Raw genomic sequence first — 25,363 nt, forward strand, 5'->3', positions numbered from 1 at the left:
CTTTTAATTGCTTGATTCCCTTGGAAGGAAACTGGAGCGGGTGAAGCGATTCGAACGCTCGACCCCAACCTTGGCAAGGTTGTGCTCTACCCCTGAGCTACACCCGCTCGCGCGGCTTTGGGCCGCAAGCCGGGCCTATATGGCTGAAGAGCGCGGCGATTGCAACAGGGAAATCGCAGGCTTTTTTCATTGCGCCGGACGAGGCCGGCGGGGCCGCAGTCGACAGGCGGAAGGATTCGGCGCCGCGTCGCGCGGCGGTCTTGTCTCGACCCTGTCATTGGCCGTAAACGGCATGGCTGGAAACCAGCCGAAGACGAGAACCCCATGCCCAGGACCGAAGCCGAGCTCTTTGCCTTTCTTGCCGAACTCGGCATCGCCGTTTCGACGAAACGCCATCCGCCGCTCTATACGGTCGCCGATTCGCAGGCGCTGCGCGGCGAAATCGCCGGCGGCCACACCAAGAACCTGTTCCTGAAGGACAAGAAGGACGCCTTCTTCCTGGTCACGGTCGGCGAGGACGCTGTCGTCGACCTGAAGCAGATCCATCATGTGATCGGCGCCGCCGGCCGCGTTTCCTTCGGCAAGCCGGAGATGCTGATGGAGCTTCTGGGCGTCGCCCCGGGCGCAGTCACGGTGTTTGGCCTGATCAACGACACGCAGCACAGGGTCAAGGTCGTGCTCGACGAGGCGCTGATGCGGCATGCGGTGATCAACGCGCACCCGCTGACCAATGAGGCGACGACGTCGATCGCATCGGGCGACCTCGTCAGATTCGTCGAGGCAACCGGGCACGATGCTGCTATCTTGAAAGTCTCGGCATGATCGCCACATGGATGGCGAAACCGGTTTCCAACCAAGGACAGTGCGCCGATCCGCTGGCGCCACCGAAAGGGCGACGACATGAGTGACAACAATCCGTTTGGCGGCTCCTTTGGCAACAGCAGCGGCCAGTATGCGACGACGGTGCAGTATGGCGGCGGCGCGGAACCGCAAAAACCCGCGGCCGGCGCCGCGCCCGCCGGCGACGTCATCAAGGATACGACCACCGCGGCCTTTGCCGCCGATGTCATCCAGGAATCGCGCCGCCAGCCGGTGCTGGTGGATTTCTGGGCGCCGTGGTGCGGGCCGTGCAAGCAGCTGACGCCGCAACTGGAAAAGGCAGTCCGCGCCGCCGGCGGCAAGGTCAAGCTGGTCAAGATGAACATCGACGACCATCCCTCGATCGCCGGCCAGCTCGGCATCCAGTCCATTCCCGCGGTCATCGCCTTCAAGGACGGCCAGCCGGTCGACGGCTTCATGGGCGCCATCCCCGAGAGCCAGATCGCCCAGTTCATCGACAAGGTCGGCGGCAAGGGCAATGGCGCCCCCGATGTGACCGAGGCGCTGGCGGCGGCGGCCGAGGCGCGCGCGGCGGGCGACGTGCAGACGGCGGCCGACATCTATGACGCCGTGCTCGAGCAGGCGCCGGAGACGATCGAGGCGATAGCGGGGCTGGGCGAGTTGCTGTTCGAGGCTGGTGATACCGAAGGCGCCGAGGCAATGCTGGCGCGGGCGCCGGAGGCCAAGGCCGATGCGCCGCCGCTGGCCGCGCTGCGCGCCAGGATGACACTGGCCGCGCAAGCGTCCGAACTCGGCAACCCGGCGGAGTTCGAGCGCCGCCTGGCCGAGAATCCCGGCGACCATCAGGCCCGCTTCGATCTGGCCATGGTCCAGAACGCCAGGGGCGAGCGCCACGCGGCCGCCGACAATCTCCTGGCCATCATCAAGGCTGACCGCGGCTGGAACGAGGACGGCGCCAGGGCGCAATTGCTGCGCTTCTTCGAGGCCTGGGGCATGACCGACGAGGCGACGCTTGCCGCGCGGCGCAAATTGTCGTCGCTGCTGTTTTCCTGAGCCGGCGCGGCCGAATGGTCGCGCGGGGCTTGCACCCGGCGCCAGCCGCGCCAGATAGGACGAATCCGGCCCGCCTTTCCCTCGGGAAGCCAACAACCCGGGCGGCGGCAGGCGGATCGCGGCATGGACGCGCTTCCCGGGCGAAGCGATCGGAGGAACGAGGTGCAAGCGGGAAACGCTCACTACCGGCTCGGCAAGGACCTGCCGTCGACCATTCCGGTCTTTCCGCTCGAGGGCGCGCTTCTGCTGCCGGGCGGCCGCATGCCGCTCAACATTTTCGAGCCGCGCTACCTGCAGATGGTCGACGAGGCGATCGCCGGCTCCCGTCTCATCGGCGTCATCCAGCCCAGCCTCGACGGCGCCTTGCGCGACGATGGCGAGCCGGAACTGTGCAATGTCGGCTGCGCCGGCCGCATCATAGCGCTTTCCGAGACCGGCGACGGCCGCTATCTGATCTCGCTGCAGGGCGTGTGCCGGTTCCGTGTCACCCATGAGCTGACGGTCAAGACGCCGTTCCGCCAAGGCAAGATCGCCCCCTTTCTCGCCGATCTCGACGACGACCAGGCGGCCGCCGAGGTCGACCGGCCGGCGCTGCTGCGGGCGTTCCGCTCCTATCTGCAGGCCAACGACCTGGAGGCCGACTGGGAAAGCGTCAGCCGTGCCGAAAACGCCATGCTGGTCAACGCGCTGTCGATGATGGCGCCCTATGGACCGGCCGAGAAGCAGGCGCTGCTCGAAGCGGCCGATCTGAAAACCCGCGCCGAAACGCTGATCGCCATCACCGAAATGGCGCTGGCGCGCGAGAACGAGGATTTTGGCTCGAGCCTGCAGTAAGATGCGTCGATATCGGGTGATGCCGGCCTGCAGATGGAGAGGGCACCATGGCGACGGACGGACGGGACGGCAAGAACACGAATGTCGACCCCAGGATGCTGGAGCTGCTGGCTTGCCCGCTGACCAAGGGGCCGCTGGCCTGGGATCCCGAGCGCGGCGAACTGATCTCGCGGGTCGCCAAGCTCGCCTATCCCGTGCGCGACGGCATCCCGATCATGCTGCCTTCGGAGGCGCGGAGCATCCCGGCGGAAGACGTGCTGTCGCCGCCCCGGCTGGGCGGGCCGGGCAATTCGACGTGACGTTGTGGCTGAGTGAGGCGGTTCTTAAGGTCTGCGTTCTACGGCGCTGTCCCGCGACGCTCCTGAGCATCATTGAAAATTCCGCCCCTTCGGCATGACCTCTTCCGCCTTTCCCGACAACGTCGCGATGTCCCGTCGCGCAGCCGCGTCGGGCGTCACTTCCTCCAGCAACACCGTCAGCCAGGGCGTCAAATCCTCGATCTTCTCGGCGACGATGTGGACGACATCCGATTCCGACTGCAATTTGCCGGTGACCTTGACGAAGCGCGCGCCCATGACGATGGGCCGGAAGCGGTCGAAGGTCCGCTCCCAGAAGATGACGTTGGCGACCGCCTCGTCATCCTCCAGCGTCAGGAAGACCGCATTGCCCTTGCCGGGGCGCTGCCGCACCAGAACGAGCCCGGCGACCGAGACGCGCCGTCCGTCGCGTACGGAGCCCAGCCTGGCATTGGGCGTGACCCCGGCCCGGTCGAGCCGCTCGCGCAGGAAGGCGACCGGGTGCGCCTTCAAGGAGAGGCCGAGCGAGCGATAATCGTGGATGACATGCTCGCCGAGCGGCATTTTCGGCAGCTTCGTCTCCGGCTCCAGCTCGCGTAGCCGCAGCGCCGGCTGGTCGAAAAGCGGCAGCTTTTCGGCGGCACTCTTGCCGTCGAGGGCGCGCACCGCCCAAAGTGCGGCGCGGCGGTCGAGGCCGAGCGAGCGGAAGGCATCGGCCTGCGCCAGTCTTTCGATCTCGGCGACATCGAGGCCGGAGCGCAGCCAGACATCCCGGACGGATGCGTAGCCTGAACCGCGCCGCTCGACGAAGGCGTCCATGCGCTCCTTGGAAAGTCCCTTGATCTGCCTGAAGCCGAGCCGCACCGCGTGCTGCGTCGCGATGACGCCGCGCATTTCGGCATGGCGCGGCAGGATGCGGGCCGGGTCGAAAGCCGCCTGCTCCAGCGTGCAGTCCCAGACCGAGAAATTGACGTCGACCTCGCGGATGTCGACGCCATGGTCGCGCGCATCACGAACAAGCTGGGCCGGTTGGTAAAACCCCATGGGCTGTGAATTCAGGATCGCGGCGCAGAACACGTCGGGATAGAAGGTCTTGAACCAGCAGGAGGCATAGACCAGCAGCGCGAAGGAGGCGGCATGGCTTTCGGGAAAGCCATATTCGCCAAAACCCTCGATCTGCTTGAAGCAGCGCTCGGCGAAGTCCCGGGTGTAGCCCTTGCCGACCATGCCGTCGATCATGCGCCGGCGGTAATTGCCGATCGTGCCGGTGCGCTTGAAGGTTGCCATGGCGCGGCGCAACTCGTCGGCCTCGCCCGGCTTGAAGCCACCGGCCACGATGGCGATGTTCATCGCCTGTTCCTGGAACAGAGGAACGCCCAGCGTCTTGCGGAGGATCGCCTCCAGCTCCGGTTTCTGATACTCGGGCTGCTCCTTGCCTTGCCGGCGGCGCAGATAGGGGTGGACCATGTCACCCTGGATCGGACCGGGCCGCACGATCGCCACCTCGATGACGAGGTCATAGAATTTTTTTGGTTTGAGACGCGGCAGCATCGACATCTGCGCGCGCGATTCGATCTGGAAGACGCCGATCGTGTCGGCGCGGCCGATCATCTTATAGACCTGCTCGTCCTCTTCCGGCAGGGTGGCAAGGACATAGGGCTGCCCGTAAGGGTCTCGCGCCTGCGGATAATGCTCAGTCAGCAGAGTGAAGGCGCGCTTCAGGCAGGTCAGCATGCCGAGTGCCAGAACGTCGACCTTGAGGATCTTGACCGCGTCGAGATCGTCCTTGTCCCATTCGACCATCTTGCGTTCCTCCATCGCCGTCTTGACGATGGGGACGATCTCGTCGAGCCGGTCGCGGGTGATAACGAAGCCGCCGACATGCTGGGAGAGGTGACGGGGAAAGCCCATGATCTCGTTGGCGCGCTCCATCACATGTCGCGATATGGGATCGGCGCGGTCGAGGCCGCCGGCCCGGGCTTCCTTCTCGCCAAGCTCCGAGGTCGACCAGCCCCAGATCGAGCCGGAGAGCGATGCCCTGACATCCTCGGACAGGCCCATCGCCTTCGACACTTCGCGCAGCGCCGAGCGGCCGCGATAGCTGATGACGGCGGCGGCCAGCGCGGTGCGCTTGGAGCTGTATTTCTCGTAGATATATTGGATGACCGTCTCGCGCTTTTCATGCTCGAAATCGACGTCGATGTCGGGCGGCTCGTTTCTCTCCTCGGAAATGAAGCGTTCGAACAGCGTATCGATCCGATCCGGCCCGACCTCGGTGATGCCGATGCAGAAGCAGACGACTGAATTGGCGGCCGAACCGCGTCCCTGGCAGAGAATGTCCTGGCTGCGGGCGAATGTGACGATGTCGTGGACGGTCAGGAAATAACGGGCATAGTTCAGGCGCTCGATGAGGGCGAGCTCTTCCTCGATGCGCTTCGTCACCGATTGCGGCACGCCCGAGGGATAGCGCCTGGCCGCCCCCTCCCGTGCCAGCCTTTCCAGCTCCGCCTGCGGGCCGAGGCCCGATTGCGTCGGCTCGTCGGGGTAATTGTACTGAAGGTCGCTGAGCGAGAAGGTCAATTCCTGCGCGAAGCGCAGCGTCTCGGCCAGCGCGTCGGGATGCCTGCGGAACAGGCGCGCCATCTCCAGCGGCGGCTTCAGATGACGTTCGGCATTCGCCGTGAGTTCCAGCCCGACCTCCGAAACGGGAATGTTGAGGCGGATCGCGGTCAGCACGTCCTGCAGCGGGCGGCGTTCGGCCGTGTGGTAGAGAACGTCGTTGGTCGCCATCAAGGGCAGGCCGGCACTCTCGGCCAGCGCCGCCGCCTGCTCGATCCTGAAGCGGTCGTTTCCCGCATAGTCGGGCGAAACGCCAAGCCGCAGGCTTTCGCCGAAACGGTGCTTGAGCTCGCCAAGCAGGGCCAGTGTGCCCTCGGCCCCCGTCGTCAGGTCGGGCAGGACCGCCAGCGACATCAGATCGCCCCATTCCAGAAGGTCGCTGCGCCTCAAAAGGGTCGCGCCCTTTTCGGTCTCCTCGCGCAGATTGGCTTGCGTGAGCATGCGGCACAGATGCCCCCAGCCCTTGCGGTTCTGCGGATAGGCGAGAATATCAGGCGTGCCGTCGCAGAAAACCAGCCGGCAGCCGGGGTGGTAGGCAAACGTCTCGACCTTGGCCTGCTGCCAGGCGCGCACCACGCCCGCCACCGTGTTGCGGTCGGCGAGCCCGATCGCGGAGAACCCCATGAGCTTGGCCGCGACCACCAGCTCTTCCGGCTTGGAGGCGCCGCGCAGGAAGGAGAAATTCGACTGGATGCCGAATTCCGCATAGGGAATGGCGGTCAGCGCGTTCATGCGAAGACCCCGTGCAGGAACCAGCGCGGCGGGATTTCAGAGCCGCCATAGAGACCTTGCCGGTAGAGCCAGTAGCGGCGGCCGTCGGCATCCTCGATGCGGAAATAGTCACGTGTCGACGCCGCCTCGTCGCTCGAAAATTCACGCCACCATTCCGGCGCGATGCGTTCGGGCCCTTCTGCCCGGGTGACCCGGTAGAGCGCGCGCCGCCAGCGGAAATTCAGCGGCGGTCCCTCGGGCATTTCGGTGGCCGGCACCTCGATCGGCTCGGGCGAGCGGAAAAGCCGGATCGGCCGCTCCGGCGGGAAGATGGTCATCGGCGCCTCAATCCTGTCCGGTTTCTTCGGCGGCGTGGTGCGGCGCGGGGTTTCCGTGAAGGGGATGGTGACGACGGCACGCTCGGGCAGATGGCTTTCCACGGCGACCGGCTTGAGAACCGCTCCCTCGCCGAGCCGGGCGCGGATGCGGTCGGCGAACAGCGCGATATCGGCGCCGTCGTCGGTCGTTTCGCCTGTCAGGTCGGCCTGCGGCATGTCGAAGGCCGCCGCCGCCAGCACCGAGAGCCGCACCAGGTCGAAGCCATAGCCGGCATCGATATGCTGCTCGAGGGCGGCCAGCCGCTCATGGAACAATTTCTGGATCAGCCGGGGTTCGCGCATCGGCCGCGACGTGCCGAGCGCGATGCGGCTGACGGCGCCGTCGACGCGGAACAAGAGCAGCGCCAGGCTTCTCGCGCCTTCGCCGCGCCGCTCGAGGTCGATCTTCAGGGTCGTCGCCAGCATGCCCACCAGCCGTTCTATGTCCTCTGTCAGCGTGACGGGCTCGGCCAAATGGCGTTCGACCGAAAGCGGCGCGACGGGCAGGCGCGGCGACACCGCTTCGTCGAGACGGCCGAGCGCCTGGTCGAGGCGCAAGAGCAGGGAGGCGCCGAAGCGGCGGGCGAGCGGCGCGCGCGGCGCGGCCAGGACCGCGCCCGCCGTGCGCAGGCCCACGCTTTCCAGGCTGGCGCGGGTTTCCGGCGCGATACGCAGCGCCGCCAACGGCAAGGGCGCCAGAAGCGCTTCCTCCTCGCCGCCGGCAACGATGCGGTCGCCGCAGAACCGCGCCGCCGCCCAGGCGGCGCCGGGCGTCGCGGCAAGCCCGGCGCGGACGTCGAAGCCCTGATGGAAGAAGCGCGACAGGATCTCGTCCAGCATGGTGCGTTCGCCGCCGAAAAGATGGGTGCAGCCGGTGACGTCGAGGAACAGGCCGTCGGTCCCGTCGAGCGCCACCAGCGGGGTATAGCGGTCGCACCAGTCGGCAAGGCCTTCGAGCAGGCGCCGGTCGGCTTCGGCATCGGCCTCCATTATGTCGATCGACGGATGCATGGCGCGCGCATCGGCGATGCCCATGCCGGGCTTCAGATGCAGCGCCTCAGCCCGCTCGTCGAGGGCTAAGATGCGCTGCGCGTTGCTGTCGCGATGGCTGATCACCAGCGGCCGGTGATCCGACGGCCGGGAACGCCAGGACCGCCCCAGGCGCTGCCGCAGGATCCGTTCGGCCGCGAGATAGGGAAACCACAGGGACAGGATTCTTTGCTCGTTCTTCCCCGGCCCTTCTTTCCCCAATCCTTCTTTCATCGAATATGCGTTCATCGGGGTTCCACTCCAATATGAATTGTCCTGGCAGGGCCGTGCGGCTCTTGCCGATGCTGATGGTGAAGGCGGGGCGGCCGATCGAGCCGGCAAGCGGCCCGGCCACCGTGTCGCGCGGCCCTGCCGGCGCCGCCGAGACGATGAGGCGGACGGGCGCCGCCGTCGGTTCGGGTTCGGCCGCCTGCCGCAGCAGGAAGACCGGTCGGCCGGCGCTCTGCGCGCGGGCGTGCAGCCGGCGCGTCGCGGTCAGGTCCAGCCGCTGCGGATTGCCGCGGACTTCAAGGATGACGGCGGCGAGCGCCGTCATGCGGGCCGCCTCCTCGGCGACCCACAGCGCATCGGCGAGCCGTGGCGCCTCGGAAAACAGCAATTGCTCCGGCTCGATGCCGAAGGCGGCGTGGAGGCCCCGGGCATAGGGAAAGCCCGCCTCGCGAAAAACCTCCTGGGTGCCGATCCACAGCACCGGCGATCGCGGCCCTTGCTTGAGGATCAGGCTGGGCTTGAGGATCAGGCTGGCGAGCGACAGGGCGAAGCCGGCGACGGCGCCGGCATCGCGGGTCTCGACGCCATGGATTTCGCTCAAGGCCGCTTTCGGCAGGCCGCCGCCCAAATTGCCGCCCCAATCGCCACCGAGGGCGGCATCGAGACGGCCGATGCCGGTGCGCAGGAAAGCATCCGGCCTGGCCACGGCGATGCCGCGCCGGACCACGGTGCGGTCCGCGTCGGCCATGCCGGCGCCGGAAGCCGCGCCGGCCGGCGCCTGCAGGCGCTCGGGCAGCGTTCCCTCGATTTTCGAGATCTGGCGGCGCAGGGCAAAAACAGTCTCCCGCGCCACGGCGGTCATCGCCATGACGGTCAGCTTCCACTCACAATTGTTCCTGTTATGTTCCTATTGATTCCAGAGGCGACCCGAAGAGTCAAGCAGACTCATGGGGAATTTATTCCTCTTCAATAAGAAGGTTCAACGCGAGTCGGCAAAGCCGGTCAGCGCCGCAAGCCATGCGAAACGGCTCCCCGGCGCCGTAAGCAATTCCCCGGGGTTGGCCGCCGCGTCATTTGCCGATTGTGGCGCGAAAGCCTATATGCCGGGATCAAAGGACAAAGCATGGCCCGCATCTACAAGACCCGCATTTGGCACGACCAGCTTTCGCCGTCGATGGACGAGATAGAGTTCCTGGCGCTAGAGGCCTACGCCCATCTGCCCGAGGATTTTCGCAAGCTGACCGGCGAGATCGTCATCCAGATCGCCGAATTCCCCACCGACGAGATCATGGACGACCTGTCGCTGGAAACCCCCTTCGACCTGCTCGGCCTGTTCGAGGGACGCGGCATTGCCGAGCGCTGGAACCCGCAGACCGGCGAAGGCCCGAACCGCATCACGCTCTACCGCCGCGCCATCCTCGACTACTGGGCCGAGAACGAGGAGACCTTGGGCGACATCGTCACCCATGTGCTCATCCACGAGATCGGCCACCATTTTGGCCTGTCGGACGACGATATGGAGAAGATCGAAGAGGCAGCCGAGTAGGCCCCTTCAGCGCTTTCGCCTACCAGTCGCTGAGCTTGGTGTCCGGCCCGTATTCCTGGCCCTCGACATCCTTCACCACGGCCTGGCCGCAGCGCATGGTCTTGGTCTTCTTGTCGTAGGCGTAGGTGGGCGAGCCGAACAGGTGCCAGCCCTTGTTCAGCGCCGCCGTCACCTTGTGACAGAAGCTGGCGTCGTCCGGAGCGGTGAGAAAGCGGTAGAGTTTCATCATTCAATTCCTGTCGTCAGTCCATCGCCCGCGATCGGCAATCCAACACGGCACATCATGCGCCGACGGCCGCCGTCTTCGCCAGCAGTTTTTCGGCCTGCGCAAGGTGCAGCCGTTCGACCATCCTTCCCTCCAGCGCAATCACGTTCTTGCCGGTGTTTTCCGGAAGCGCAAAGGCCTGCTTCACTGCGCGGGCCTTGGCCACCGCCTCCGCCGATGGCGCAAAGGCGCGGTTCGCCGCCTCGATCTGGGCGGGATGGATGAGCGTCTTGCCGTCGAAGCCCATGGCGGCCGCTTCCGTGCATTCGCGGCTGAAAGCATCGAGCGCGCGAAAATCGTTGAAGACCCCGTCGACGATATCGAGGTCGCCGGCACGCGCCGCCAGCACCATCTGCATCAGCCACGGCAGGAGATAACGCCGGTCCGGCGTCGCCAGAATGCCGGTGTCCTTGGTCAGGTCATTCGTTCCGGCAACGAAACAATCAAGCCGTGAGGCAGGATCGCGGCCAAGTTCGGCGATGGCGCCGACATTGAGCACGGCCTTGGGTGTCTCGATCATCGCCCATAGTTTCACGCTGTCGGGAACGGAATTGTCGTCGAGCACGTCACCGGCCTCGAGCACGTCGCGGGGCGTGTCGACCTTGGCCAGCAGGATGCCGTCCGGCTCCGCCTTGGCCGCCGCCAGCAGGTCGGCGCCACCCCATTCACTCGAGAGCGCATTGATGCGCACCACCATCTCGCAGCGCCGGCCACTATGGTTGGTATCAGGACGACTGCTGAAGATGCCGGCCAGTCTTTCGCGCGCCACGGCCTTGTCGGCCGGGGCGACGGCATCCTCCAGGTCGATGATGACGGTGTCGCAGACAAGCTGCGCCATCTTGGCCAGCGCCTTGTCGTTCGAGGCGGGGACATAGAGCACCGAGCGGCGCGGGCGGTAGGGATCGGTCGTCATGCCAAATCTATGCCGCCTGCCGCGGGTTGAGGCAAGGGAGCAGGCGGCATCGCGCGGCGCTCTACCGGCGCTACCGACATGGGGCTCGGCATCGTGCTGGCCCTCCTGAAAGCGCAGGATGGCACGATCAGGCCGGTTGACTCCGAGCGCGGCACGCGCTTCGAGATTGTTTTGCCGGTCGCGTAAGGACGCCGGCAGCGATCGGAGAAAAAAGTGCGCTACGACATTGTCATCATCGGCGGAGCCATCGTCGGCTCCTCGATCGCCTATTATCTGCGCGAGGAGGGCTTTTCCGGCAGGATCGCGCTGGTCGAGCGCGACCCGCAATTTTCCCATGCGGCGACGACGCTATCCATGGCCTCGATCCGCCAGCAATTCTCGATTCCGGAAAACATCCGCCTGTCGCAATTCACGCTGAAACTGTTCCGTCGGCTGAAGGAAGAATTCGGCGCCGACGCCGACATCGGTTTTCGCGAGGGCGGCTATCTTATTCTCGCCGGCGAGGCCGGGCTGCCGATCCTCAGGGCCAACCACGAGGCACAGCTTGCCGAAGGCGCCGACATTTTGCTGGAGGACGCCGAACAGCTCGTGCGCCGTTTCCCTTGGCTGTCGGCCGAGGGCATCACCGCCGGCGCCTATGGCCGCAGCGGCGAGGGCTGGTTCGACGCGCATGCCATGCTGACGCTGTTCCGCAAGGCGTTGCGGGAGAAGAAGATCGACTTCATCAACGCTTCGGTCACCGGCATCGAGCGGCAGGGTGCCCGCGTTACCGGCGTCAGCCTCGACAATGGCGAACGGCTCGAGGCGGGCATCCTCATCAATGCCGCAGGGCCGAATGCCGGTAAGGTCGCCGCACTCGCCGGGCTGGCGCTGCCGGTCGAGCCGCGCAAGCGCAACGTGTTCGTCTTCGAGGCGCGTGAGAAATATTCCGACATGCCGCTGCTGGTCGATCCCTCCGGCATCTATGTCAGGCCGGAAGGCTCGGTCTATCTCACCGGCGGCGCCGAGCCGGAAGAGGGCGACGGCCCGGCCGATGCCGCCGATTTCGACGTCGACTGGCCGCTGTTCGAAGAGGTGATCTGGCCGGTGCTGGCGACCCGCATCCCGGCCTTCGAGGCAATCAAGCCGACGCGCGCCTGGGCCGGTCATTACGACTACAACACGCTCGACCAGAACGCGGTGATCGGCCCGCATCCCGAAGTCGGCAATTTCCTCTTCGCCAACGGCTTTTCCGGCCACGGCCTGCAGCAGGCGCCCGCCGTCGGCAAGGCGCTGGCCGAGCTGATCGTCCATGGCGGCTACCGCACGGTCGATTGCTCGCCCTTTGGCTACGAACGCGTGGCCGAGGGGCGGGCGTTCCGCGAATTGAATGTGATTTGAGGCGAGTTTAGGGTCCTCTTTGACGCTGACATCAAGGGGGGTCTGCACCGCCACCAGTCGGCTAACCCGCCACTCGGCTTCCCGCACCCAAATACGCCTGTAGCCAGCTCAGCACGCGTCCCCAGCCCTCGGCATGTTCGGCTGCCGCTTCGCTCAGTCCGGCAAAGCCGCCATGGCAGATGGTGAGGCGCGTGCCCGCGGCGGTTGGTTCCAGCAGCCAGGCGACCGTCGTTTGCCGGCGGCCAAGCGTCGGATGATCCCAGGCATAGGCCCTTGTCTGCACGATCCGGCGCGGCACCTCGATATCGAGGAATTCCCCGTTGGCCGGCAGCTCGCTGCCGTCGGCTCCACGGACCGTGACAGTCCATCGGCCGCCGGCGCGAAGGTCTGCCGACCATTTTACCATCCGACAGGTGTCGGCGGATCCCCACCATTGTTCGACCTCGTCGGTGATCAGCGCGCGGAAAACGCGCTCGGCCGGCGCGCCGATCTCGGCCTGGGCCATCACGGTCTCGCCATTGGTCATGCTCTGCACGGCTGACGTTGGCATTGGGGCAAGCAACATCGATGCCTCCGGAGGATTATTTCGGCTCGGAAACAATTTTTCAGCCTTTCGACGCCGGCCGCGATAGGCCCCGCCCGGTTTCGAGCAGGCTTTTCAGGCTCGACAGGACGAGCGGCCAGCCCTTGCCGACATGCTCCAGCAGCTTGTGCGGGCCGTCGGCCGCGTGGGTGACGGCTAGCTTCATCATGTCGCCCTCCTGCTCGATGACGAAGGTGCAGGTGGTGTAGCCATCGGCCTTCACGTCCGGCATGAACTCATTGCGCCATTTGATCACCAGGCGCCTTGGCGGATCGATCTCAAGAATCTCGCCGCTATCGGTCACTCGGCCGTCGGCATAGACCATCTTCCACGCCGAGCCCTTTCTCCAGTCGCTCTGCATGCGGGCGCCGAGAAAATATTGCTCGTGAAATTCCGGATCGGTCAGCGCTTCCCAAAGCGTCTCGGGCGTGGTGCGGATGTAGGTCACATAAACGAAGGCATTGCTCATCAGTCTTCCCTTTCGAGGCGTCTCTTCAGATCGCTGAGGGCGGAGAGCCGCCCCCGCTCGAATTTGCCGATCCAGCGCTCGGCGATCTCGTTGATCGGAACCGGGTTGAGGTAGTGCTCCTTCTCGCGCCCCTTGCGGATGGTGGTGACGAGGTTTGCCTCCTCTAGGATCGCCAGGTGCTTGGTCACCGCCTGGCGCGTCATATCCATCTCAGCGCACAGCCCGTTCAGCGTCTGCCCGTTCCTGGCATGGAGGCTGTCCAGCAATTGCCGGCGGGTCGGGTCGGCCAAAGCGCGAAAGACGGCGTCCATGCTCATGGCTTTAATATGCAACCATTTGGTTGCATGTCAAGCGCGACATGTCATGCCAACGGCTGCTGGATCCGGCCACAGGGGAAAAAATGTCAGCGCGTGCGGGAGAACCAGAAGGCGTCGGCCATGCGCATCATGCCGATGCGTTCGTAGAAGCCGACGGCGTCGGGCACGGAAACCAGGCTGATGGCGACGGACGGGCCGAGCTGCCGCCGCGCCTCGTCCATCAGTCCCTTGCCGATGCCGAGCCCCTGCGCCGATCCGGAAACGGCGAGATCGGAGATGTAGCAGACCCAGGAGAAGTCCGTCACGGCCCTGATGACGCCGACCAGCGGCTTGCCTTCGATGTCCAGCCGCGCGGTCAGCACCAGATTGGCGCCCGACAGCATCGCCCGCAGCCTGTCGGCATCATCGACGGGACGGATCTCGCCAAGGCCGGAGTCCACCAGCACGCGGCGGAATTCGGCGACGTCGAGCGCGGGTTCGCGGGCATAGAGGATTTTTTCAGCCATCACAGCCAGACTGCACCATCGGGCCGCGAATTCGAAGCCGTTTGTGCGACACCCGTGCCGACGCGCGCGAACACCTGCCTTTTATTTGTCGCCGGCTTTGTGTAAACCGGGCGCCAGCAATCCCCCGCAATGCCAGGAAGACGGGCAAAGACCATGGAAAAATTCACCAAGCTCACCGGCGTCGCCGCGCCCATGCCGATCGTCAATGTCGACACCGACATGATCATCCCCAAGGATTATCTCAAGACGATCAAGCGCACCGGGCTCGGCAGCGGCCTGTTCGCCGAGATGCGCTACAGGGACGACGGTTCGGAGAATCCGGATTTCGTGCTCAACAAGCCGGCCTACCGCAAGGCGCAGATCCTTGTCGCCGGCGACAATTTCGGCTGCGGCTCCTCGCGCGAGCACGCGCCGTGGGCGCTGCTCGATTTCGGCATACGCTGTGTCATCTCGACCTCTTTCGCCGACATCTTCTACAACAACTGCTTCAAGAACGGCGTGCTGCCCATAACCGTCAGCCCCGAGGATCTCGACAAGCTGATGGACGACGCTTCGCGCGGCTCCAACGCCACTTTGTCGATCGACCTCGAGGCCAAGGAGATTCGCGGGCCCGACGGCGGCGTGGTCAAGTTCGACCTCGATGACTTCAAGCGCCATTGCCTGCTGAACGGCCTCGACGATATCGGCCTGACCATGGAGAAGGCCGGCGCCATCGCTTCGTTCGAGAAGAAGAACGCCGAGCTGCGCCCCTGGGCCTGAGTGGCGCGGCTGACGACATCGGCCCGGCCGCCGCTGGCCGGGTTTGCGGCGGCTGAAGGAGGAACAGTCATGACACGCCCGCTTCTTGCCAGCGCCTGCGCCCTGGCCATGACCGTGGCGACGATGGCCGGCGCGCATGCGCAGGCCGAGACGCCAGCGCAGCCACCGGCGGCAAGCGAGACGCCGGCCACGGATCAGGGAGCCGCCGACGTTTCCGACGACGACAAACAGGCGCCGGTGCCGTTCGAGGGCGGCCAGTTCACCATCACCCAGCAGGAACAGTATGGCGAGAAGGTGCTTGCCTATGACGGCAAGCAGCTGGCCAGCAATTACGACGTCTTCTTCGACAAGATCGTCGAGGTCGGCGGCGTCAAGGTGGCGCTGTTCGACGTCGGCGACGGCGGCAATCAGTGCGGGCCGGCGACAGTGATCGTCTGGAAACCGGAAGGCGCGGAGATCCAGAGCACCACCGTAGAGCAGGACGAGTGCGGCGCGCCGCCCACGGCCGTCTCCGACAGCGCCATCTATTTCGTGCCTTATCTCCTGCCCGGCGATTCGAAACCGGCATTGCAGTGGTCGCCGACATCGGGGCTGACGATCTCCGGCAATTTGACCTACATGCCCGAACCCGGCACCGACTGGAAGGACATTGATCCGTCGAAATACGACAACATCATCGATGCCTTCCACAATGAGGCCGTCTACAAGGCGGCCGAGGCGCTGCTCGGCAAGGACATGCCCGACATGGCGACCAGCCTGCTGGTCGGCGGCGGCACTGAAAAGACCGCGTCCGGCGCCTTCTACGCCAGCGGCTGCGTGCCGCACGATTGCGGCGGCAATGACGGCTTCATGGCGGTCGACCCGGGCCAGCACAAGCTCTATTTCGCTCGCCGCGGCGAGAACGGCCAGCCGGATGCATGGCCGCCGGCAAAGGACTGGCCGGCCGACGTGAAGCAAGCGCTCGACAAGGCGATGAGCGCGGCGAATTAACTCTCTCAGGTCGCCAGCTCGCCTTCGTCATCCTCAGGCTTGACCCGAGGATCCATGCCGTGACCTCAGCCGAGGCGCGTAGCGGTCAGAAGGGTCCTTTTGGCAGGGTAGAAGACTATTCCGCACCGTAGTCGCTCTCGGAAGGAACGGCATGGATCCTAGGGTCTGCGCTTCCGCTTCGCTTCAGCTCCGCCCTAGGATGACGAAGAAAAGGGTGGCTCCATCCTCTTCTAAATATGCAGCGCGTGTCCCAGCGCCTTCAGGGCCGCTTCCTGGAAGCCTTCGCCCTGTGTCGGATGGGCATGGATGGTGCCGGCGATGTCCTCCAGCCGCGCGCCCATTTCGAGCGCCAGGCCGAAGGCCGTCGACAGTTCCGACACGCTTTGGCCGACCGCCTGGATGCCCAGCACCAGATGATTGTCCGCGCGGGCGACGACGCGGACAAAGCCATCCTCGCCAAGCCTGGTCATCGCGCGGCCATTGGCGGCGAAGGGAAACATCCCGATCTTGATTTCGCCGCCGAGCGCCTTGGCCTCTTCGGGCGACAGGCCGACGGTGACCAGCTCCGGATCGGTGAAGCAGACAGCGGGGATAGCCCGCTTGTCCCAGCTCCGCTTATGGCCGGCGACGATTTCGGCGACCATCTCGCCTTGCGCCATCGCCCGGTGCGCCAGCATCGGCTCGCCGGTGACGTCGCCAATGGCAAAGATGCCACGCATGGAGGTGCGGCACTGCTCGTCGATGCGGATGAATCGCCCCGACATGTCGAGGTCGATCTGGTCGAGCCCCCACCCTTCCGTCACCGGCTTGCGGCCGACCGTGACCAGGATCTTGTCGACGGCGATCCTCGCATCCTTGCCATCCGGGGTCTCGACCAGCAGCGCATCGCCTTTCGTCGACAGGCCCTTGGCCTTGGCGCCTGGCATTATTTCGATGCCGAGTGCCGCCAGCCGCTTGACCACCGGCCGCGTCAGTTCGGCGTCATACTGCGCCAGCACGCGCGGCAAGGCCTCTACCACGGTCACCGCCGCGCCCAGCTTGGCGAAGGCCGTGCCGAGCTCCAGGCCGATATAGCCGCCGCCGACCACCGCCAGCCGCTGCGGCACTTCTTTCAGAGCCAGCGCTTCCGTCGACGAGATCACCGGCCCGCCGAACGGCAGGAACGGCAACTCGACCGGCGCCGAGCCGGTGGCGATCACCACCGTTTCGGCGCGGATCACCTGGCTTCCCGTCTCGGTCTCGACCGCGACCGTCTTGCCGTCGCGGAACGTCGCCCAGCCGTGCACGGTCTTCACCCCGGACTTCTTCAACAGGCCGGCGACGCCGCTGTTCAGCCGGCTAACGATACCGTCCTTCCAGGCCACCGTCTTGCCCAGATCCAGCGCCGGAGCGGCCAACGAAATGCCGAGCGGATTCTTGCCGCCCGCCATCTGCGCGACCTTCTCGAACTCCTCCGCTGCATGGATCAGCGCCTTGGAGGGAATGCAGCCGACATTGAGGCAGGTGCCGCCCGGCTTGCCAGCCTCGACGATGACGGTGTCGACGCCGAGCTGCCCGGCGCGGATGGCTGAGATATAGCCGCCCGGCCCGGCGCCAATGACCAGCAGCTTGCAGGAGATTTCTTTCATGGCAGCTGCTCCCTTTCGGCGAAGGCCACGACACGCCCTTTCCTTCCCCCCTTGTGGGGGAAGGTGGATCGGCGCGTTAGCGCCGAGACGGATGAGGGGTGTTCCAGCGGAGTGAGGCGTTGGCGTTCCCTGGAGCACCCCTCATCCGTCGCCTTCGGCGACACCTTCTCCCACAAGGGGAGAAGGGGGAGCCCACCCACCGGCCCCGGCGACTTCCGACGATCCGTCTCACGCGTCGCGATCAACCTTGTCACCCTCAATCCACGAAAATCAGCGCCGGCGTTTCCAGCAGCGTCTTGATGCGCTGGATGAAGACCGCCGCGTCCCAGCCGTCGATGACGCGGTGGTCGAAGCTCGACGACAGGTTCATCATCTTGCGCGGGATGAACTGGGTGCCGTCCCATACCGGCCGCACCATCATCTTGTTGACGCCGATGATCGCCACTTCCGGGTGGTTGATGACCGGAGTCGTCGCCACGCCGCCCATCGCGCCGAGCGAGGTGATGGTGATGGTCGAGCCGGAGAGCTCGTCGCGTGTCGCGGTTCCCGACTTGGCCGCCTCGGCCAGCCTGACGACCTCGGCGCCACATTCCCAGATATCCAGCGCTTCGGCGTGCTTGACGACCGGCACCACCAGTCCCGACGGCGTCTGCGCGGCGATGCCGATATGGATGCCGCCATGCTGGTGGATGATGCCGGCCTCGTCGTCGAACAGCGCATTGAGGCTGGGCTGGTCCGCGATCGCCCTGACCATCGCGCGCATCAGGAACGGCAGCAGCGTCAGCTTGGGCCTTTGCGCCCCCTTGGCCGCCCGCTTCTCCTTGTTGAGCGCGGCGCGCAACTCCTCCAGCGCGGTGACGTCGATCTCCTCGACATAGGTGATGTGCGGGATGCGCGATTTGGCCAGCGTCATCTTCTCGGCGATCTTGCGCCGCAAGCCCACCACCTTGATGTCCTCGACGGCATCGTTGCGGGCGAGGCCGGATGCCTTGGCCATTTGCGGCCCGCGCGCCAGGAACGCCTCGATGTCCTCATGGCCGATGCGGCCGGCCGGGCCGCTTCCCTGGACCTGCCGGAGGTCGATGCCCGCTTCCTTCGCACGCAGCCGCACGGCCGGCGACGCCAGCGGCCTTTCACCCTCCGGGCGAGGAGCGCCGGAGACGGAAGGCTGTCTGATGTTTTTCGAGATTGCCGGAGCGGGTTTCACGTCCGGCTCGCCGGCCTTTAGCGGGGGCTTTGCGGGCGGGACGGCGGTCTCGGGCTTCGGGGTCGGTAACTTCGCTGGAGGTTCGGCAGCCAGGGCCTCGCCGCTTTGCGTCGTCGCATTGCCCTCCCCGGCCACCTTCAGCCTCACGATGGGCGAGCCGATCGCCACCGTGTCGCCGATCTCGGCGCCCAGCCACAGGATCTCGCCATCGACGGGCGACGGGATTTCCACCGTCGCCTTGTCGGTCATCACGGCGGCAAGCATCATGTCCTCGCGCACGATGTCGCCGACCTTGACATGCCATTCGACGAGCTCGGCCTCGGCGACGCCCTCGCCGACATCGGGCAGCTTGATGATGTGTTCGCCCATCTCAGGCTCCCCAATCTATGCTTGCAATGTTTCGATGAGCGCACGGCCGACGCGGGCCGGTCCGGGAAAATAGTCCCATTCCTGCGCATGCGGATAGGGCGTGTCCCAGCCGGCGACGCGGGCCACCGGCGCCTCCAGATGGTAGAAGCAGTTTTCCTGCACCAGCGCGACCAGCTCCGCGCCGAAGCCGGAGGTCAGCGTCGCCTCGTGCACCACGACGCAGCGCCCGGTCTTCTTCACCGACGCCACGATGGCGTCGAGGTCGAGCGGCAACAGCGTCCTGAGATCGATGATCTCGGCGTCGATACCGGTCTCCTCGACCGCCGCCTGCGCGACATAGACCATGGTGCCGTAGGCGAGCACCGTGACGGCGGAGCCGGCCCGGCGGATCGCCGCCTTGCCGAGCGGCACGGTGTAGTGGCCGTCGGCGACCTCGCCCAGCTCATGCTTCGACCACGGCGTCACCGGCCGGTCGTGATGGCCGTCGAAAGGGCCGTTGTAGAGACGCTTCGGCTCGAGGAAGATGACCGGGTCGGGATCTTCGATAGCGGCGATCAGCAGCCCCTTGGCGTCATGCGGGTTCGAGGGCACGACGGTCTTCAGCCCCGACACATGGGTGAACAGCGCTTCCGGGCTTTGGCTGTGGGTCTGGCCGCCGAAAATGCCGCCGCCGGTCGGCATGCGCACGACTATAGGGCAGGTGAAATCGCCGTTGGAGCGGTAGCGCAGCCTCGCGGCTTCCTGGGTCAGCTGGTCGTAGGCCGGATACATGTAGTCGGCAAACTGGATTTCCACGCAGGGCTTCAGCCCGTAGGCGGCCATGCCGATGGCCGAGCCTACGATGCCGGATTCGTTGATCGGCGCGTCGAAGCAGCGGCTCTTGCCGTATTTCGCCTGCAGGCCTTGCGTGCAGCGGAACACGCCGCCGAAAAAGCCGACATCCTCGCCGAACACGACGACTTTGGCGTCGCGCCCCATCGACACGTCCATCGCGTCGCGAATGGCCTCGATCATGGTCCGCCTCGGCATGGCTCAGACCCCCGCCTGCTGGCGCTGGCGCCGCAGATGCGGCGGCATCTCGGCATAGAGGCCCTCGAACATGTCGCGCGTCGACGGCTTGCCGCCGGCGTGCAGCGTGCCGTGGCTTTCGGCCTCCTTCTGCGCCGCGATCACCGTGTCGAGGATTTCCGCTTCGGCCTGCTTGTGCCGCTCCTCCGACCAGACGCCGAGCCGGATGAGATGGTTCTTCAGCCGAACCACCGGGTCGCCGAGCGGCCAGGCATCGGATTCGGTCTTGGGCCGGTAGGCGGAGGGATCGTCGGAGCTCGAATGCGCGCCGGCGCGGTAGGTGACATATTCGACCAGAGTCGGCCCGAGATTCTGCCGCGCCCGCTCCGCCGCCCATTTCGCCACGGCGTGGACGGCCAGATAGTCGTTGCCGTCGACGCGCAGCGCCGGGATGCCGAAGCCGAGGCCCCGAGCCGCGAAAGTGCCTGAACCGCCGCGCGCTATGCCTTGAAAGGTCGAGATCGCCCACTGGTTGTTGACGACGTTGAGCACCACGGGAGCCTTGTAGGTGGAGGCGAACACCAGCGCCGAATGGAAGTCGGATTCCGCGGTGGAGCCGTCGCCGATCCAGGCCGCCGCGATACGCGAATCGTTCGAGATGGCCGAGGCCATCGCCCAGCCGACCGCCTGGATATACTGCGTCGCCAGATTGCCCGAGATCGAGAAGAAGCCGTGTTCCTTCGAGGAGTACATGATCGGCAGCTGCCGGCCTTTCAGCGGGTCGGCCTCGTTGGAATAGATCTGGTTCATCATCGTGACCATCGGGTAGCCATCGGCGATGAGCAGCCCGGCCTGCCGATAGGTCGGAAAATTCATGTCGCCGGGGGCGAGCGCCTTGCGGAAGGCGCAGCTCACCGCCTCTTCGCCCAGATGCTGCATGTAGAAGGAGGTCTTGCCCTGCCGCTGCGCCATCTGCATGCGCGCGTCGAAGGTCCTCAGCGTCATCATGTGGCGCAGGCCTTCGAGCAGTTCCTCGTCGGAAAGCAGCCCCGCCCACGGCCCGACGGCTTCGCCGTTGCGGTTCAGCACGCGGATGATCGAGAAAGCCATGTCGCGGATGGTGCGCGGATCGACATCGATTTCGGGGCGCGGCACCGAGCCGGCAGCGGCGATGGTCACGTTGGAGAAATCAGGCGTGCCGCCCGGCCGTACCTCGGGCTCCGGAACATGGAAGCGCAACATCCCAGCATCGGCCATGACCTCTGTCCTCCAATGTTGCCTGATGTGGATATTCGCATATCGCCCCACCAGTGCCAATTCGTCGGGCAAGCCTCCGCGCATCGCGCCGACCACGCCGGCCGATGCAGCCTCCCCGCACCAGGATGAAGATATGTCCGCGAAATTTCTTGTCGATGTTGCGGTGCGGCGCGCAACTTGGCGCAAGATCGCAGCAGGTTTGCCGCCAGATGAGAGAATTGGGTGGCAAGACTTGGGTTCTCGGAGAGGAAAAGCGCGGGTTCGCCAAACCTGGCGCCCTTCTTCTCCCCCGTCGATCGGGGGCGAGGTGTCGAGCGAAGGCGACGGAGTGGGGGGCGATCTTCCCTCGAAGCAGTCCTTCGGAGTTGAACTGGAAAACGTTCACTCCGCCCCAACATCATGCTAACCACCCTCGATGGCACAGAAGAAAGCATACGAGGTGGATTCCTGGCTCGCGAAGCCCGATCCGCGCATGGCGATCGTGCTGCTCTATGGTCCCGATCGCGGCCTCGTCTCGGAGCGCGCCAAGGCTTTTGCGGCCGCGACCGGCCTGCCGCTCGACGACCCCTTCTCGGTGGTCAGGCTCGACGGCTCCGAAGTCGAGCGCGACGAGGGCCGCCTGCTCGACGAGGCGCGCACCGTGCCGATGTTTTCCGACCGGCGCCTGCTGTGGGTGCGCAATGCCGGCGGCCAGAAGGCGCTTGCCGACGACGTCAAGGCGCTGACGGCGGAGCCCGTGCGGGACGCGATCATCCTCATCGAGGCCGGCGATCTGAAGAAGGGCGTCGGGCTGCGCGCCGTCGTCGAAGCGGCAGATAACGCCATGGCGCTGCCCTGCTATGCCGACGAGGCCAGGGACATCGATGCCGTCATCGACGACGAGCTGCGCAAGATCGGCGCGACGATGACGCTGGAGGCAAGACAGGCGCTGCGCCGCAATCTCGGCGGCGACCGGCTGGCCTCGCGCGGCGAGATCGACAAGCTGCTGCTTTATGTCCATGGCCAGAAGGAAATCGGCCTCGACGACGTCAGGGCGATGTCCGGCGACGTGTCCGGCGCGTCCTTCGATGATGCCGTCGACGCGCTTCTCGAAGGCAAGGTCGGCGAGTTTGACACCGCCTTCACCCGCCATTGCCAGGCAGGCGGCCAGCCCTTCCTGGTGCTGTCCTCGGCGATGCGGCAGTTTCAGGCGATGCAGTCAATGCGCGGCCAGATGGAGGCCGGCGGCCGCAATGCCGCGTCGGTGGTGGCGGCGGCGCGCCCGCCGGTTTTCTTCTCGCGCCGCAAGCTGGTGGAGAAGGCGCTGGAACGCTGGAGCGTCGAGGCGCTCGGCCGCGCGCTGACCCGGCTGCAGACCGCCGTGCTGCAGACACGGCGAAGGCCGGACCTGTCGGTGGCGCTGGCAAGGCAGGCGCTGCTCGGCATCGCGGTGGAAAGCGCAAGGCTGGCGCAGCGTTAGGCCTTTGGCGCCGGGCGCCTGCCTCCGTTGGTCAATTCATTGTCATGGCGCCCACCGGCTCAAAGGTCGGCAGCGCCTGTGGAAAGACCAGCACCGCAGCGCCGTAGAGCAGCAGAGCGATACCCGACAGCTTCGCGATCCCATCTCCAGACGGCAGGGTCTTTTCCGCAAATATAAGCAAGGTGACCACGGCCATTGCCGCAACGTTCATGATCCCGAGAGGAAAGAGGGCGAGAAACAAAAGCCAGCAGCAGCCCAGGCAGAAAAGTCCATGCTCCAGGCCCATGCGAACCGCGCCCCAGTAACCATCGCGCCATGAGGTCAGGATGAAGCCGATCGGCGTGCGGCATTTGGCCAGACACAGATCCTTCAGTGGGGAAAGTTGATAGGCGCCCCCAAGCATCAGCAGCGCGCCGCCGATACGCGCGGCCGTCGCCGTGGACAATCCCACATGTCCGGCAAGCATCTCCGCACCCGCCGCGCCGGCAAAGGCGATAACGCCCATCACGCCCCAGACCAGCATGTACCCGGCCACGAACACCCAGCTCGAGACAAAGGTCTCGCCCCGGCCCCGTTTGCCGGCCTGGACCCGGTGAAATGTCAGGATCATGGGCGCGGCCGTCGGAAACATCATGGCAATCATCATGATCATCCAGACGGCAAGAAACAGCGGCGCCTTCATGCCCATGGTGAGTGAGTACATTTCCATGCGCATGTCCGCGTCCATGCCCGTCTGCTGCCAGATAAGCAAGGTCCACGCCGCCGCCGCGATAGCGATCAGCAGCGCGAGAATGATGTATCGCTGCAACGTCTGCACCATGGACGAAGTACGTCCCGTACTCTGCGGCCAACGGCTACTGCTGGCCAGACCAATTGATTGGTGCGTAATGTCCGTTTCGACGGGAATTGTCCCAACTCATGCCATAGTCGCTGAATGTGCTGCCTTCCGCCCCCATCGCCAAGGCGAGCCAGTCGGGATTGACGGGATGGCCGGTGGCCGCCCACATCTGCCCGTCCTCGCGCATCGTCGGCAGCGGCTCGACCGCCATCCGCATGACGCCGGCAATCTCCGCCGACCGCTTGTTGCCGTCTATCCGGTAGCTTATCGGCACCTTCTTGGCGCCGAGATTCGTGCCGATCATGGGTGCCAGCACCGCCATGGGGCCGCCCGCGACGCCAGTGAAGATGGCGCCTAGCGCCTCTGTCTGCCTGTCATCGGCCCGTTCGTCGATATAGGCGGCGGCCGTCCAATTGCCGTCTGCCATCGGACCCGGCGTGTGGGCAACCATGGCGACGCTGAGCCCATCCAACCGAACGTCGCCGTAACTGCCCGCATCGATATGAAAGACCAGACCGACGTCACAAAAACCTTTCGTCGGCCTTGATGTCAGCTGCGCGTTGGTGGACAGCAGGCAAGGACACACGACATCGCAGCTACAGTTTTCGAAGTAACTTCCGGACAATTGCCAACGGACTGCCATTTGCACCTCCCATTTGCGTCAGGCGCGCGTCGGCATGTCGCTTTGGCGAGGCGGTGCCATTTCACGCCTGTTGCAGGAATGGCAGATAGCCCTCGCCGCGACTGACCGGCACGCCAGGGCAATTCATTTAAGCCTTGTCTAATAGAGGTTACGCCGTTGCCGGGCACTGTCAAGCCGCGAGCGCGGCTGGCGACAGATACTGATGGCGCTGTTTTTTCGCCGATCGCCACCGCTTCAAACGAAAGGGCTGGCGGACAGCCAGCCCTCGTTTTCCCTGCGTTGTAGCTTCCGCTTCGTTGAAGTTCGCCGGCTAACTACCGCTCTTGTTTCAATCTCCGACACAGCTCGTCAAGCTGCTCCAGCGTCCGGTACGCCACGCGAATCTCGCCGCCTTTGTTCGTGTGGTCGATGGTCACGATCATGCCGAGCGTGCCGGTCATCAGCTTTTCCAGCGCCAGCGTGTCGGCGTCTTTTTCCGGCGCGCTTTTCGCCTGCTTCGGCTTGGCCGGCGTCGGACCGGCCGGCATCTGCGCCAGCGCTTCGGCCTGGCGCACCGAGAGCCCTTCCTCGACGATGCGCTTGGCAAGCCCCGCCGGGTCCTCCGCCGTCACCAGCGTGCGGGCATGGCCCGCCGACAAGGCTCCGTCGACCAGCATGTCGCGGATCACGTCGGGCAGCTTCAACAGCCGCAGCGTGTTGGCGACATGGCTGCGGCTTTTGCCGATGACCTGGCCGAGATCGGCCTGGGTGTAGCCGTGATCGTCGATGAGCTGCTGATAGCCGAGCGCTTCCTCGACCGGGTTGAGATCGGCGCGCTGGACGTTCTCGATGATTGCCAGTTCCAGCGCCGTGCGGTCGTTGACCTCGCGCACGATGACCGGGATCTCGGTCAATCCGGCGCGTTGCGCGGCACGCCAGCGCCGCTCGCCGGCGATGATCTCGTAGCGCCCGGCCTGTGCCGGCGAAGGCCGCGCCACCACCGGCTGCACCACGCCGTGCTCGCGGATCGACTGCGCCAGGTCGGTCAGCTCGGCGTCGCCGAAATGCCGGCGCGGGTTTTTCGGATTGGGCGTCAGGAACTCGATCGGCACCTTGCCGTCGGCACTCATGGCAGGCTTCTCCGGCGCGCTCGGACGGTCGATCTCGCCGATCAGCGCCGCCAGCCCGCGGCCCAGTCTTTTTCTCGAAAGGTCTTCGCTCATTTCGGTTCCAGATTGTTTCGGTGTCGAATCGGCT

At 65.5% G+C, this 25,363-nt stretch carries 25 protein-coding genes and 1 tRNA gene; 9 read left to right on the forward strand and 17 right to left on the reverse strand.

Annotated elements, in window-relative coordinates; all coding sequences use genetic code 11:
- Positions 1-32: 32 nt before the first annotated feature.
- A tRNA-Gly gene (locus LB533_RS02605) sits at positions 33-107 on the reverse strand.
- A 217-nt stretch (positions 108-324) separates the two neighbouring features.
- On the opposite strand from LB533_RS02605, the gene LB533_RS02610 reads away from it, so the two are divergent.
- From LB533_RS02610 to LB533_RS02625, 4 genes are all read left to right on the forward strand, one after another.
- Entirely contained in the window at positions 325-822 is a 498-nt protein-coding gene (locus tag LB533_RS02610) for a prolyl-tRNA synthetase associated domain-containing protein (protein WP_140639513.1), read from the forward strand.
- A 78-nt stretch (positions 823-900) separates the two neighbouring features.
- Complete coding sequence (trxA, locus tag LB533_RS02615; RefSeq protein WP_140639512.1) at positions 901-1,893, forward strand: thioredoxin; 993 nt, start codon at positions 901-903, stop codon at positions 1,891-1,893.
- 162 nt (positions 1,894-2,055) lie between these two features.
- Complete coding sequence (locus LB533_RS02620; RefSeq protein ID WP_224556342.1) at positions 2,056-2,727, forward strand: LON peptidase substrate-binding domain-containing protein; 672 nt, start codon at positions 2,056-2,058, stop codon at positions 2,725-2,727.
- Between the two features lie 47 nt (positions 2,728-2,774).
- Positions 2,775-3,026: a Trm112 family protein gene (locus LB533_RS02625; RefSeq protein ID WP_140639510.1), complete on the forward strand. Its 252-nt coding sequence runs from the start codon at positions 2,775-2,777 to the stop codon at positions 3,024-3,026.
- Between the two features lie 69 nt (positions 3,027-3,095).
- Here the strand turns inward: LB533_RS02625 and LB533_RS02630 are convergent, their stop codons facing one another.
- Genes LB533_RS02630 through LB533_RS02640 form a run of 3 tightly spaced genes read right to left on the reverse strand, consistent with a single transcriptional unit; the run spans position 3,096 to position 8,858 of the window.
- Positions 3,096-6,374: an error-prone DNA polymerase gene (locus tag LB533_RS02630; protein ID WP_224676569.1), complete on the reverse strand. Its 3,279-nt coding sequence runs from the start codon at positions 6,372-6,374 to the stop codon at positions 3,096-3,098.
- Positions 6,371-7,846 (reverse strand): DUF6504 family protein, encoded by a 1,476-nt coding sequence (locus LB533_RS02635; RefSeq protein ID WP_140639508.1) that lies wholly within the window; start codon positions 7,844-7,846, stop codon positions 6,371-6,373. The genes LB533_RS02630 and LB533_RS02635 overlap by 4 nt, the downstream gene beginning before the upstream one ends.
- Positions 7,788-8,858 carry an ImuA family protein gene (locus LB533_RS02640; RefSeq protein WP_140639507.1) on the reverse strand — a complete coding sequence of 357 codons (1,071 nt, stop codon included), beginning with the start codon at positions 8,856-8,858 and terminating at the stop codon, positions 7,788-7,790. The genes LB533_RS02635 and LB533_RS02640 overlap by 59 nt, the downstream gene beginning before the upstream one ends.
- A gap of 255 nt (positions 8,859-9,113) precedes the next feature.
- Here LB533_RS02640 and LB533_RS02645 point away from each other — a divergent pair, with 255 nt between their 5' ends.
- The gene (locus LB533_RS02645) at positions 9,114-9,536 is read left to right on the forward strand and encodes a metallopeptidase family protein (protein ID WP_140491980.1); all 423 of its coding nucleotides are present in this window, start codon (positions 9,114-9,116) and stop codon (positions 9,534-9,536) included.
- A gap of 19 nt (positions 9,537-9,555) precedes the next feature.
- Here LB533_RS02645 and LB533_RS02650 read toward each other — a convergent pair whose 3' ends face one another.
- Positions 9,556-9,762, reverse strand: coding sequence for a DUF1737 domain-containing protein (locus tag LB533_RS02650; protein WP_140493464.1), 207 nt, complete (start codon positions 9,760-9,762; stop codon positions 9,556-9,558).
- 55 nt (positions 9,763-9,817) lie between these two features.
- Positions 9,818-10,714: an HpcH/HpaI aldolase/citrate lyase family protein gene (locus LB533_RS02655; protein WP_140639506.1), complete on the reverse strand. Its 897-nt coding sequence runs from the start codon at positions 10,712-10,714 to the stop codon at positions 9,818-9,820.
- 213 nt (positions 10,715-10,927) lie between these two features.
- Here LB533_RS02655 and LB533_RS02665 point away from each other — a divergent pair, with 213 nt between their 5' ends.
- The gene (locus LB533_RS02665) at positions 10,928-12,094 is read left to right on the forward strand and encodes an NAD(P)/FAD-dependent oxidoreductase (RefSeq protein ID WP_140639505.1); all 1,167 of its coding nucleotides are present in this window, start codon (positions 10,928-10,930) and stop codon (positions 12,092-12,094) included.
- Positions 12,095-12,155: 61 nt separating this feature from the next.
- On the opposite strand, the gene LB533_RS02670 is transcribed toward LB533_RS02665, so the two are convergent.
- The 4 genes from LB533_RS02670 to LB533_RS02685 form a co-directional block, all read right to left on the reverse strand.
- Positions 12,156-12,659, reverse strand: a complete 504-nt coding sequence (locus tag LB533_RS02670) for an SRPBCC domain-containing protein (RefSeq protein ID WP_224676570.1) — start codon at positions 12,657-12,659, stop codon at positions 12,156-12,158.
- A 40-nt stretch (positions 12,660-12,699) separates the two neighbouring features.
- A complete protein-coding gene (locus tag LB533_RS02675) occupies positions 12,700-13,146 on the reverse strand; it encodes an SRPBCC family protein (protein ID WP_224676571.1) in 447 nt (148 codons plus the stop codon).
- On the reverse strand, positions 13,146-13,457 hold the full coding sequence (locus LB533_RS02680) for an ArsR/SmtB family transcription factor (protein ID WP_224676755.1): 312 nt from the start codon (positions 13,455-13,457) through the stop codon (positions 13,146-13,148). Before LB533_RS02680 ends, LB533_RS02675 begins: the two co-directional genes overlap by 1 nt.
- 92 nt (positions 13,458-13,549) lie before the next feature.
- Positions 13,550-13,969, reverse strand: coding sequence for a GNAT family N-acetyltransferase (locus LB533_RS02685; protein WP_140639501.1), 420 nt, complete (start codon positions 13,967-13,969; stop codon positions 13,550-13,552).
- A 153-nt stretch (positions 13,970-14,122) separates the two neighbouring features.
- Here LB533_RS02685 and leuD point away from each other — a divergent pair, with 153 nt between their 5' ends.
- Entirely contained in the window at positions 14,123-14,728 is a 606-nt protein-coding gene (leuD, locus tag LB533_RS02690) for a 3-isopropylmalate dehydratase small subunit (RefSeq protein ID WP_140639500.1), read from the forward strand.
- A gap of 69 nt (positions 14,729-14,797) precedes the next feature.
- Positions 14,798-15,718 (forward strand): hypothetical protein, encoded by a 921-nt coding sequence (locus LB533_RS02695; protein ID WP_224676572.1) that lies wholly within the window; start codon positions 14,798-14,800, stop codon positions 15,716-15,718.
- 230 nt (positions 15,719-15,948) lie between these two features.
- Here LB533_RS02695 and lpdA read toward each other — a convergent pair whose 3' ends face one another.
- From lpdA to LB533_RS02715, 4 genes are all read right to left on the reverse strand, one after another.
- The gene (gene lpdA, locus LB533_RS02700) at positions 15,949-17,346 is read right to left on the reverse strand and encodes a dihydrolipoyl dehydrogenase (protein ID WP_224676573.1); all 1,398 of its coding nucleotides are present in this window, start codon (positions 17,344-17,346) and stop codon (positions 15,949-15,951) included.
- 256 nt (positions 17,347-17,602) lie between these two features.
- A complete protein-coding gene (locus LB533_RS02705; RefSeq protein ID WP_224676574.1) occupies positions 17,603-18,922 on the reverse strand; it encodes a dihydrolipoamide acetyltransferase family protein in 1,320 nt (439 codons plus the stop codon).
- Between the two features lie 15 nt (positions 18,923-18,937).
- A complete protein-coding gene (locus LB533_RS02710) occupies positions 18,938-19,951 on the reverse strand; it encodes an alpha-ketoacid dehydrogenase subunit beta (protein WP_224676575.1) in 1,014 nt (337 codons plus the stop codon).
- Positions 19,952-19,954: 3 nt separating this feature from the next.
- Positions 19,955-21,187: a 3-methyl-2-oxobutanoate dehydrogenase (2-methylpropanoyl-transferring) subunit alpha gene (locus tag LB533_RS02715; protein ID WP_140639495.1), complete on the reverse strand. Its 1,233-nt coding sequence runs from the start codon at positions 21,185-21,187 to the stop codon at positions 19,955-19,957.
- A 415-nt stretch (positions 21,188-21,602) separates the two neighbouring features.
- Between LB533_RS02715 and holA the strand changes: the two genes are divergently transcribed.
- Positions 21,603-22,646, forward strand: a complete 1,044-nt coding sequence (holA, locus tag LB533_RS02720) for a DNA polymerase III subunit delta (protein WP_140639494.1) — start codon at positions 21,603-21,605, stop codon at positions 22,644-22,646.
- A 31-nt stretch (positions 22,647-22,677) separates the two neighbouring features.
- On the opposite strand, the gene LB533_RS02725 is transcribed toward holA, so the two are convergent.
- The 3 genes from LB533_RS02725 to LB533_RS02735 all read right to left on the reverse strand — a co-directional run bounded on the left by LB533_RS02725 (position 22,678) and on the right by LB533_RS02735 (position 25,329).
- Positions 22,678-23,466, reverse strand: a complete 789-nt coding sequence (locus LB533_RS02725) for a DUF2182 domain-containing protein (RefSeq protein ID WP_224676576.1) — start codon at positions 23,464-23,466, stop codon at positions 22,678-22,680.
- Positions 23,467-23,500: 34 nt separating this feature from the next.
- The gene (locus LB533_RS02730) at positions 23,501-24,127 is read right to left on the reverse strand and encodes a DUF1326 domain-containing protein (RefSeq protein ID WP_224676577.1); all 627 of its coding nucleotides are present in this window, start codon (positions 24,125-24,127) and stop codon (positions 23,501-23,503) included.
- 314 nt (positions 24,128-24,441) lie between these two features.
- On the reverse strand, positions 24,442-25,329 hold the full coding sequence (locus LB533_RS02735) for a ParB/RepB/Spo0J family partition protein (protein WP_224676578.1): 888 nt from the start codon (positions 25,327-25,329) through the stop codon (positions 24,442-24,444).
- Positions 25,330-25,363: the final 34 nt, after the last annotated feature.

The organism is Mesorhizobium sp. BR1-1-13 (genome assembly GCF_020165515.1).
In the GTDB taxonomy this organism is placed as follows: domain Bacteria; phylum Pseudomonadota; class Alphaproteobacteria; order Rhizobiales; family Rhizobiaceae; genus Mesorhizobium.

Bases quoted from the DNA above. Each gene is read 5' to 3' on its own strand.
- LB533_RS02610 (WP_140639513.1), top strand. From the start codon at position 325: ATGCCCAGGACCGAAGCCGAGCTCTTTGCCTTTCTTGCCGAACTCGGC.
- trxA (WP_140639512.1), top strand. From the start codon at position 901: ATGAGTGACAACAATCCGTTTGGCGGCTCCTTTGGCAACAGCAGCGGC.
- LB533_RS02625 (WP_140639510.1), top strand. From the start codon at position 2,775: ATGGCGACGGACGGACGGGACGGCAAGAACACGAATGTCGACCCCAGG.
- LB533_RS02630 (WP_224676569.1), bottom strand. From the start codon at position 6,374: ATGAACGCGCTGACCGCCATTCCCTATGCGGAATTCGGCATCCAGTCG.
- LB533_RS02640 (WP_140639507.1), bottom strand. From the start codon at position 8,858: ATGGCGATGACCGCCGTGGCGCGGGAGACTGTTTTTGCCCTGCGCCGC.
- LB533_RS02645 (WP_140491980.1), top strand. From the start codon at position 9,114: ATGGCCCGCATCTACAAGACCCGCATTTGGCACGACCAGCTTTCGCCG.
- LB533_RS02650 (WP_140493464.1), bottom strand. From the start codon at position 9,762: ATGAAACTCTACCGCTTTCTCACCGCTCCGGACGACGCCAGCTTCTGT.
- LB533_RS02655 (WP_140639506.1), bottom strand. From the start codon at position 10,714: ATGACGACCGATCCCTACCGCCCGCGCCGCTCGGTGCTCTATGTCCCC.
- LB533_RS02670 (WP_224676570.1), bottom strand. From the start codon at position 12,659: ATGTTGCTTGCCCCAATGCCAACGTCAGCCGTGCAGAGCATGACCAAT.
- LB533_RS02675 (WP_224676571.1), bottom strand. From the start codon at position 13,146: ATGAGCAATGCCTTCGTTTATGTGACCTACATCCGCACCACGCCCGAG.
- LB533_RS02680 (WP_224676755.1), bottom strand. From the start codon at position 13,457: ATGGACGCCGTCTTTCGCGCTTTGGCCGACCCGACCCGCCGGCAATTG.
- LB533_RS02685 (WP_140639501.1), bottom strand. From the start codon at position 13,969: ATGGCTGAAAAAATCCTCTATGCCCGCGAACCCGCGCTCGACGTCGCC.
- leuD (WP_140639500.1), top strand. From the start codon at position 14,123: ATGGAAAAATTCACCAAGCTCACCGGCGTCGCCGCGCCCATGCCGATC.
- LB533_RS02695 (WP_224676572.1), top strand. From the start codon at position 14,798: ATGACACGCCCGCTTCTTGCCAGCGCCTGCGCCCTGGCCATGACCGTG.
- lpdA (WP_224676573.1), bottom strand. From the start codon at position 17,346: ATGAAAGAAATCTCCTGCAAGCTGCTGGTCATTGGCGCCGGGCCGGGC.
- LB533_RS02705 (WP_224676574.1), bottom strand. From the start codon at position 18,922: ATGGGCGAACACATCATCAAGCTGCCCGATGTCGGCGAGGGCGTCGCC.
- LB533_RS02710 (WP_224676575.1), bottom strand. From the start codon at position 19,951: ATGCCGAGGCGGACCATGATCGAGGCCATTCGCGACGCGATGGACGTG.
- LB533_RS02715 (WP_140639495.1), bottom strand. From the start codon at position 21,187: ATGGCCGATGCTGGGATGTTGCGCTTCCATGTTCCGGAGCCCGAGGTA.
- holA (WP_140639494.1), top strand. From the start codon at position 21,603: ATGGCACAGAAGAAAGCATACGAGGTGGATTCCTGGCTCGCGAAGCCC.
- LB533_RS02725 (WP_224676576.1), bottom strand. From the start codon at position 23,466: ATGGTGCAGACGTTGCAGCGATACATCATTCTCGCGCTGCTGATCGCT.
- LB533_RS02730 (WP_224676577.1), bottom strand. From the start codon at position 24,127: ATGGCAGTCCGTTGGCAATTGTCCGGAAGTTACTTCGAAAACTGTAGC.
- LB533_RS02735 (WP_224676578.1), bottom strand. From the start codon at position 25,329: ATGAGCGAAGACCTTTCGAGAAAAAGACTGGGCCGCGGGCTGGCGGCG.